Origin of the sequence: Variovorax sp. KBW07 (assembly GCF_003852515.1) — a bacterium.
In the GTDB taxonomy this organism is placed as follows: Bacteria; Pseudomonadota; Gammaproteobacteria; order Burkholderiales; family Burkholderiaceae_C; genus Variovorax.
Map to the genome: position 1 here is coordinate 51,647 of NZ_QAJK01000163.1, position 7,959 is coordinate 59,605.

Consider the following 7,959-nt stretch of genomic DNA (forward strand, 5'->3'; position numbering starts at 1 on the left):
GAGCGTCGCCCTGAATGACCTGAGCAGCAGCCTCCCGACAACAGCCCCCGAGAGACTCAGGCCTTGGCGGCTTCGAGTGCGTCGCGGGTCGTACGGGCTGCGTTCTTGGCAGCCTCGGCGAAGTCTTCACCAGACGACGCGTAGATGATGGCCCGCGACGAGTTCACGATGATCGGCGCATCGGCACGCCAGCCCGCGCGTACCGTCGCTACCGCGTCGCCGCCCTGGGCTCCGACGCCCGGAATGAGCAGCGGCACCGTCGGCGCCAGCGCGCGCACCCGCTCGATCTCGGCCGGGTAGGTTGCACCCACCACCAGTCCGAGCTGGCCGTTCAGGTTCCAGGGTCCCTGCGCCAGCCTGGCCACGTGCTCGTACAGGAACGGCTGGCCCTCGATGTCCGCCAGCCGCTGGCCCTGCAGGTCGGAACCGCCCGGGTTGCTCGTGCGGCACAGCAAAAAGGCGCCCTTGCCTTCGTGCTTGAGGTACGGCGCCACCGAATCGAAGCCCATGAACGGCGACAGCGTCACCGCGTCCGCGCCGTAGCGCTCGAAGGCTTCCAGCGCGTACTGCTCCGCGGTGGAGCCGATGTCGCCGCGCTTGGCGTCCAGGATCGTGGGCACGTGCGGCGCATTGCGGCGCATGTGTTCCATCAGCTTTTCGAGCTGGGCTTCGGCGCGGTGGGCCGCGAAATAGGCGATCTGCGGCTTGAAGGCGATGACCAGGTCGGCCGTCGCGTCGACGATGCGCGCGCAGAAGTCATAGATGCGGCTGGCGTCGCCCTTGAGCTGCCCCGGGAATTTGGCGGGCTCGGGGTCGAGCCCCACGCAGAGCAACGAGCCGTTTGTTTGCTGTGCGGCGGCCAGCTTGTCGAGGAAAGTCATGGGGCCCGATTTTACGGACCCCGCCTGACGGGCCTCAGCCGGGCGTTGTTTGCTGCTGTTCCGCCGCCAGGCACAGGTCGGCCCAGGCGCGGGCCTTGTCGGCCGGGTTGCGCAGCAGGTACGCCGGGTGATAGGTCGCCACCACCACCGTCGCCGCATTGCCCTCTGTGGGCAGCGGCACGACACGGCCGCGCAGCTTGCCGAGCGGGTCGCCGCTTTGCATCAGGCTCTGGGCGGCCAACGGGCCCATGGCCAGCACGACGCGGGGCGCCAACGCCGCCGCGTGTTCGCCGAAAGCCTCGGCCATCGGGCGCGGGCTGCCGGGCTGGCCGGCGGCCACGCCTCGGTGGGTGCGCACCAGGTGCACGGGCGTCTTGCCGTCGTGCAGCTTGAGGGCGCGCAGCATGTTGTCGAGCAGCTTGCCGGCATCGCCCGAGAAGGGCTCGCCATGGCGGCCATCGGCTTCGGGCGGCATGTCGGCCACGACCAGCCAGCCGCCTTCCACCGACGCCAAGGGGTCGGACGCCTCGCCGTACAGGCGGCGCGGGGACTCGATGAGCACGGCGGCGCCATGCGTCGCGGGGGCGGCGGGCGCGGGCCGCGCAACCGGAGCCGCGGATACAGGCGCGGCAGCTGTTCGAGCGACGGGTGCGGGGGGCTGCGCAGGTGCCGCGACGACAGGCGTTTCGGCAACGTACCGCTCGCTCGCGGGCATCTGTTCTTCGACGGCCGCTGCCGCTTCGACAGCCAAGGGCACCTCTTCCTCGACCACCTGGGGCATCGGCCACCAGACCTTCACGCCCATTTCGTCGAGCATCGCGCGCTGGCGGGCGTCGAGCTTCAGGGTCTGTACCGCGTTCATAAGGAAACCTCTGCGCTTCGCGCTGCGGTGCAAGCCTGCTTGGGGCGGCCCGGCGCGGCGCTCATCGCAAGGCTCCCCAGGCAGTGCCTGTTTCATTCAATCGGAGGCTCATGACGACCGCGTCTTCGCGCTTGCCGTCATGTGCCGGGTAGTAGCCCTTGCGCACGCCGACGCTGCGAAAACCCTGCCGCGCGTAGATGTCGAGCGCGCGCTGGTTGCTCTGGCGCACTTCGAGCCAGAGCCACTGCGCGCCCTCGCCGCGCGACCATCCGGTGAGCGCTTCCAGCATGAGCGGCGCCCAGCCCTGGCGCTGGAAGGCCGGCGCCACGGTGATGTTGAGCAGGTGCACCTCGTCGACGCCCTTCATGGCGACGAAGTAGCCGATGAGCGTTTCGCCCAGGCTGGTGACCGGCGTGTCCAGGCCGGGGCTGGACACTGGCGCCAGAAGGCACTGGCAGTGGTAGCCCACGGCCATGGAATCGGTGAAGTTGGCGCGCGTCCACGGGTGGCTGTAGGCCGTCAGCTCGACCGCGCACACCGCATCGATCCGCTCGATGGTGAGCGGTTCGAGGCGGGCTTCGACGGGCTGGAGGACGGCGCTCATGCGTGGCTGGGTGGAACGGCTGCTGCGGCCTCGGTTGTTGCTGCTGCTGCGGATGCGGCGGCGGCGGCCGCCTTGATGGCGGCGCGCTCGTCGGTGGTTTGCGCCACTTTATCGCGAACATAGAGCGGCCAGGCCTGCGCGGCGGGCACGGTGCGCCCGGCCGCCAGCAGCGCGGGCGCCAGCCGCAGCATGGCTGTGGCGGTTGGCAGCGCCTCGTGGCGGGCGGTGGCCGCCGCCAGGCGCGGGCCGTAGGCAGCGAAGGCGTTGCCGGCCAGCGCCCAGCCGGCGGGCACTTCGAGCGCTTCGGGCGACAGCAGCAGGGGTTCGTCGTCGCCACTGGGCAGACCCAGACCCAGCGGGCCGGCGGCCTCGAAGTCGTAGCGCGCGGCGTACAGCTGGTCCATGCGGGCGTCGAGCACCGCCACCACCTGGCGCGCACCGAAGGCATGGCGGGCCTCTTCGGCCACGGCGAGCAGGGTGTCGACCGGCAACAGCGGCACGCGGGCGCCGAACGCCAGGCCCTGCGCCACCGAGCAGGCCGTGCGCAGGCCGGTGAACGAACCGGGACCGCGGCCGAAGACGATGGCGTCCAATTCGGCCAGCGCCAGCCCGGCCTCTGCCAGCAGTTGCTGGATCAGCGGGAGCAGGGTGGTCGAGGCCTGCGCCCCGCCGGCGCCGCTGTGCGCCAGCAGCCGGTCGCCGTGGCGCACGGCCACCGACAGGTGCTCGGTGCTGGTGTCGAAGGCGAGCAGCTTGGGCAAGGCGAGAGGCATCTCCCGATTATCGAGGGGCGGGGAAATCCCGCGAATCCCGTCGGTCAGCCGGCGTTGTCGCTGCGCAAGATGGTCAGCCCGGCCTTGCGCAGCGGCGCCAGCGCCTTGGCCGGGGCGTCCGGCGATACCAGCAGGCTGGTCGCGGCCGTGACCGGATTGACCACCCAGGCCGAGGCCGCGCCGAGCTTTTCCGACGAGGCCAGCACGACGGTTTCGGCCGCCGAGGCCATGAGCGCGCGCTTGATCTCGGCCTCTTCCAGATCGCCCGTGGTCAGCCCGGCTTCGGCGTGCACGCCGGTCACGCCCATGAAGTAGGTGTCGGCATGGATGCGCGCAATGGCCGCCATGGCGGCGGCGCCCACCGCCACCACCGAATGCTTGAACAGCCGCCCGCCGATCAGCACCACCTCGAGCTGCGTGTGCGCGGCCAGCTCCACCGCCACCGACGGGCTGTGCGTGACCACCGTGGCCTGCAGCGTGCGCGGCAGGTGGCGCGCCAGCTGCACGGCGGTGGTGCCGCCATCGATGAACACCACCTGCCCCGGCCGCACCAGGCGCGCGGCGGCGCGGCCGATGAGCACCTTTTCTTCGGACGCCAGCTGCTGGCGGCTGGCGAAGTCGGCGCCGGCCGGCGCCAGCGGCAGCGCGCCGCCGTGCACGCGCTGCAGCAGGCCCTCGGCGGCCATCTCGCGCAGGTCGCGGCGGATGGTGTCTTCGGACAGGCCCAGCGCTTCGCTGAGCGTCTTGGCGACGACGTTGCCGTCGCGCTGCAGGGCCGAGAGGATGTGTTGCTTGCGCTGGCTGGTGAGCATGGCCCGATGGTATCGGGCTCTTCCGTGGATTGCACGAATTTTCTTGTTATTGCACGAATATGCACATATGCTCGCCGCCATGACCCTTCAAGACCGCGTCCGGGTGCACGAAGTCACCCTGCTTTCCGACAACTGGTTCGTGCTCAAGACCACCCGGCTCGACTGGCGGCGCAGCGACGGCCAGTGGCAGCCCATGCACCGCGAGACCTACGACCGCGGCAACGGCGCCACGCTGCTTCCCTACAACCTGGCGCAGCGCACGGTGCTGCTGGTGCGGCAATTCCGCTACCCGGTGTTCGTGAACGGGCACGACGACCTGCTGATCGAGGCCGCGGCAGGCCTGCTCGACAACGCGGCGCCCGAAGAGCGCATCCGCGCCGAGGTCGAGGAAGAGCTCGGTTACCGGCTGGGCACCGTCACGAAGATCTTCGAGAGCTTCATGAGCCCCGGCTCGGTGACCGAAAAGCTGCACTTCTTCGTGGCGCCGTACGAGCCCTCGATGCGCATCGGCGCGGGCGGCGGGCTGGCGGAAGAGGGCGAAGACATCGAGGTGCTCGAACTGCACATCGACGAGGCGCTGGCCATGGTGGCCGACGGCCGCATCGCCGACGCCAAGACGGTCATGCTGCTCTACCACGCGAAGCTGCACGTTTTCCCGCCGGGATAATGGCCGCATGCCTTTTGCCGCCCGCCTGATTCCCTCGTCCCTTTTCTTCTCCCTTGCAGCGCTGGCGTCGGCCAGCGTCTTCGCACAGCAGGCCCTGCCGACCCAGGTCGATGCCGCCCTGGCGCGCGCCAAGGTGCCACGCGAGGCGGTGACGATGCTGGTGGCCGATGCCGACGGCACGCGGCAGCCGCGCCTGGCCTGGCGCACGCAGGTGCCGGTGAACCCGGCGTCGATCATGAAGCTGGTCACCACCTACGCGGCGCTCGACCTGCTGGGCGCGGCCTACAACTGGACCACGCCGGTGTATGTCGAGGGCACCGTGAACAACGGCGTGCTGAACGGCAACCTGTACATCAAGGGCCAGGGCGATCCCAAGCTGGTGCTGGAGCGCGTGTGGCTGCTGCTGCGCCACGTGCAGGGGCTGGGCATCACCACCGTGGGCGGCGACATCGTCATCGACCGCAGCGCCTTCGAGAACACGGTCGAGGGCGACCCGGGCGCCTTCGACGGCGAGCCGCTGCGGCCCTACAACGCCTCGCCCGATGCGCTGCTGGTCAACTTCAAGTCGGTCAACATGACCTTCGCGCCCGACCGCGCCGGCCAGGTCGCGCGCGTGAGCTACGAGCCGCCACTGGCCAGCGTGGCCATGCCCGCCACCGTGGCACTGACGCCCGGCGAATGCGGCGACTGGCGCACCGCGCTGAAGACCGATTTCAGCGACGTCAACCGCATCCGCTTCAACGGCGCCTTTCCGGCCGCCTGCGGCGAAAAGAGCTGGGCCGTGGCCTACGGCGATCCGCGCACCTACAGCCTGCGCGCCATCGGCGGCATGTGGGCCGAGATGGGTGGACGCGTGGGCGGCCAGATGCGCGAAGGGCGCGTGCCGGCCGGGCTGAAGCCGGCCTTCGAATTCGAGTCGCCGCCGCTGGCCGAGGTGATCCGCGACATCAACAAGTACAGCAACAACGTGATGGCGCAGCAGCTGTTCCTGACCATCGGGCTGACGCAGAAGAACCGCGGCACCTTCGAGGCCTCGCGCACCGCGCTGGGCCAGTGGTGGCGCGACCGCATCGGCACCGGCGAGGCGCAGCCGGTGTTCGAGAACGGCTCGGGCCTGTCGCGCGACGAGCGCATCAGCGCGGCCGCGCTCGGCAAGATGCTGCAGGTGGCGTGGCGCTCGCCGGTGATGCCGGAGCTGATGTCGTCGCTGCCCGCCATGGGCGTGGACGGCACGCTCAAGCGGCGCACGCTGCGCTCGGGCGGCTCGGCCCACCTGAAGACCGGCACCCTGCGCGATGCCTCCGGCGTGGCCGGCTACGTGGACGGCGCGAGCGGCCGGCGCTACGTGCTGGTGGCGATTGCCAACGGCGAGAACGCGGGCGCGGCGCGCGCGGCCTTCGACGCGCTGGTCGACTGGGCTTCGCAGGACAACTGACCTGGGGCACCGGCACGCAAGTGCAAGGGGGCACGGGCGGCAAGACGGCCGTGGCCGTGGCGGTGGCCGCGCCTGTCAACAGGGCATGTACTGAAATCTTCTGACGGTAAACGCCGCTTGCGCGCAGCCATGGCGCTGCACAGAATCGGACGCTCGTTCTATTTTGTTTGTGCACGGCCCCACACCAACGCAGGAGACATGCCTTGAAAAAACCACAACAACATCCGTCCACCACCCCGAACGCACCGATGGCGCGCAAGCCCGCGGCATTGGCGGTGCTCGCAGGCGCCACCACGCTGCTGCTCGCGGCCTGCGGGGGCGGCGGTGACGGCGGAGGTGGTGGTTTCGGTTTCGGCCTGCCGCCCGTCGCCGACAACGGCCGGGGCTCGGTGGTCACCAACCCGCCCGAGCAGTCGGGCAAGCTCACGGCCGACCAGTTCACGGCCAGCCTGCAGGGCAGCGACCAGGGCAAGGCGCTGCTGCAGGTGGCCGGCACGCCCAAGTGCGGCGTGGACGTGCGTTACCTCGAATACCGCACCATCGGCGCGAAGAACGAAGCCACCAACGCCACGGCGGCGGTGATGGTGCCCACGGGCAACGACGTGGCCTGCTCGGGCGGACGGCCGGTGGTGCTGTATGCGCACGGCACCACCGCCGCGAAGAACTACAACCTGGCCAAGTGGACCGACAGCACCCAGCCGGCCGCCGGCGAGGGCCTGATGGTCGCCGCCATGTTCGCGGCGCAGGGCTTCATCGTGGTGGCGCCCAACTATGCGGGGTACGACAAGTCGACGCTGCCCTACCACCCGTACCTCAACGGCGACCAGCAGGGCAAGGACATGGTCGATGCGCTGTCGGCCGCGCGCAAGACCTTCTCGAACATCAACGCGACCGACGCGGGCTCGCTGTTCATCACCGGCTATTCGCAGGGCGGCTATGTCGCGATGGCGGCGCACCGCGAGATGCAGGCCACGGGCAAGCCGGTGACGGCCTCGGCGCCGCTGTCGGCGCCCTCGGCCATCAGCCTGCTGACGGACTACACCTTCCAGGGCTGGCCGGCGCTGGGCAGCACCCTCTTCGTGCCGCTGCTGTCGACCAGCTGGCAGCAGCAGTTCGGCAACGTCTACAACGCCACCACCGACGTGTACGAAGCGCAGTACGCGACCGGCATCGACACGCTGCTGCCGAGCCTGACGCCCGGCACGCTGTTCTCGAGCGGCAAGCTGCCGCAGCTGGCGCTGTTCCCGGCGAATGCGACGCCGGGCCCGCTGAACGCGCAGCTGTCGATCTTCTACGGCGCCAACAACCTGATCAAGCAGAGCTACCTGACGGAAGCGGCGACAGACATCCAGTCGAACGCCTGCCCCGGCAACGCACTGCTGCCGACGGCCGCCTCGGTGAGCACCACCACGCCGCTGGATTGCAAGCCGGCGGTCGGCTTCCGCAAGGCGGCACTGGCGAACGACCTGCGCAACTGGGTGCCGGCGAAGCCGATGCTGATGTGCGGCGGCGCGAACGACCCGACGGTGAACTTCATCAGCACCCGCGTTACGTCGGGCTACTTCCGCGCGAAGGGCATGCCGACTGCGTTGCTGAGCGTGGTCGACCTGGAAGACAGCGCCGCAACGGACGCCTATTCGAGCGCACGGGCGGGCTTTGCGCAGGCGAAGAGCCTGTTGGCGCAAAGCACGCCGGGCAGCGCAAGCGACAAGGCACAGGCGGTGACGCTGGCGTACCACGGCACGTTGGCGCCTCCGTTCTGCCTGGCGTCGGCGCGCGGGTTCTTCCAGGGCGTGCTGGCTGCGGGGGGCTGATCTCTTCCGTTCTGCCTGGTCTGTTTCACGGTCTGCACAGGGCCGTGTGAGTGCCTTTGCCGGGCGGCTGCGCTTGCTTGATGCGCAGTCCGTTCGGGGCGCGTGCGAATG

The 7,959-nt window shown here is 70.0% G+C and carries 8 protein-coding genes; 3 read left to right on the forward strand and 5 right to left on the reverse strand.

The window, feature by feature from the left end; translation table 11 throughout:
• Positions 1 to 56: 56 nt before the first annotated feature.
• From pyrF to DBV14_RS28845, 5 genes are all read right to left on the reverse strand, one after another.
• Positions 57 to 881, reverse strand: a complete 825-nt coding sequence (gene pyrF / locus DBV14_RS28825) for an orotidine-5'-phosphate decarboxylase (protein ID WP_124464617.1) — start codon at positions 879 to 881, stop codon at positions 57 to 59.
• 34 nt (positions 882 to 915) lie between these two features.
• Positions 916 to 1,743, reverse strand: coding sequence for a uracil-DNA glycosylase (locus DBV14_RS28830; RefSeq protein ID WP_124464619.1), 828 nt, complete (start codon positions 1,741 to 1,743; stop codon positions 916 to 918).
• A gap of 61 nt (positions 1,744 to 1,804) precedes the next feature.
• The gene (gene rimI / locus DBV14_RS28835; RefSeq protein ID WP_124464621.1) at positions 1,805 to 2,347 is read right to left on the reverse strand and encodes a ribosomal protein S18-alanine N-acetyltransferase; all 543 of its coding nucleotides are present in this window, start codon (positions 2,345 to 2,347) and stop codon (positions 1,805 to 1,807) included.
• Positions 2,344 to 3,120 carry a tRNA (adenosine(37)-N6)-threonylcarbamoyltransferase complex dimerization subunit type 1 TsaB gene (tsaB, locus tag DBV14_RS28840; protein WP_124464623.1) on the reverse strand — a complete coding sequence of 259 codons (777 nt, stop codon included), beginning with the start codon at positions 3,118 to 3,120 and terminating at the stop codon, positions 2,344 to 2,346. The genes rimI and tsaB overlap by 4 nt, the downstream gene beginning before the upstream one ends.
• Positions 3,121 to 3,164: 44 nt before the next feature.
• Positions 3,165 to 3,932 (reverse strand): DeoR/GlpR family DNA-binding transcription regulator, encoded by a 768-nt coding sequence (locus DBV14_RS28845; protein ID WP_124464625.1) that lies wholly within the window; start codon positions 3,930 to 3,932, stop codon positions 3,165 to 3,167.
• A gap of 79 nt (positions 3,933 to 4,011) precedes the next feature.
• Here DBV14_RS28845 and DBV14_RS28850 point away from each other — a divergent pair, with 79 nt between their 5' ends.
• The 3 genes from DBV14_RS28850 (at position 4,012) to DBV14_RS28860 (ending at position 7,848) form a co-directional block, all read left to right on the forward strand.
• Entirely contained in the window at positions 4,012 to 4,599 is a 588-nt protein-coding gene (locus DBV14_RS28850) for a GDP-mannose pyrophosphatase (protein WP_124464627.1), read from the forward strand.
• A 7-nt stretch (positions 4,600 to 4,606) separates the two neighbouring features.
• Positions 4,607 to 6,034 (forward strand): D-alanyl-D-alanine carboxypeptidase/D-alanyl-D-alanine-endopeptidase, encoded by a 1,428-nt coding sequence (gene dacB / locus DBV14_RS28855; protein WP_124464629.1) that lies wholly within the window; start codon positions 4,607 to 4,609, stop codon positions 6,032 to 6,034.
• A gap of 248 nt (positions 6,035 to 6,282) precedes the next feature.
• Positions 6,283 to 7,848 (forward strand): S9 family peptidase, encoded by a 1,566-nt coding sequence (locus DBV14_RS28860; RefSeq protein ID WP_124464637.1) that lies wholly within the window; start codon positions 6,283 to 6,285, stop codon positions 7,846 to 7,848.
• Positions 7,849 to 7,959: the final 111 nt, after the last annotated feature.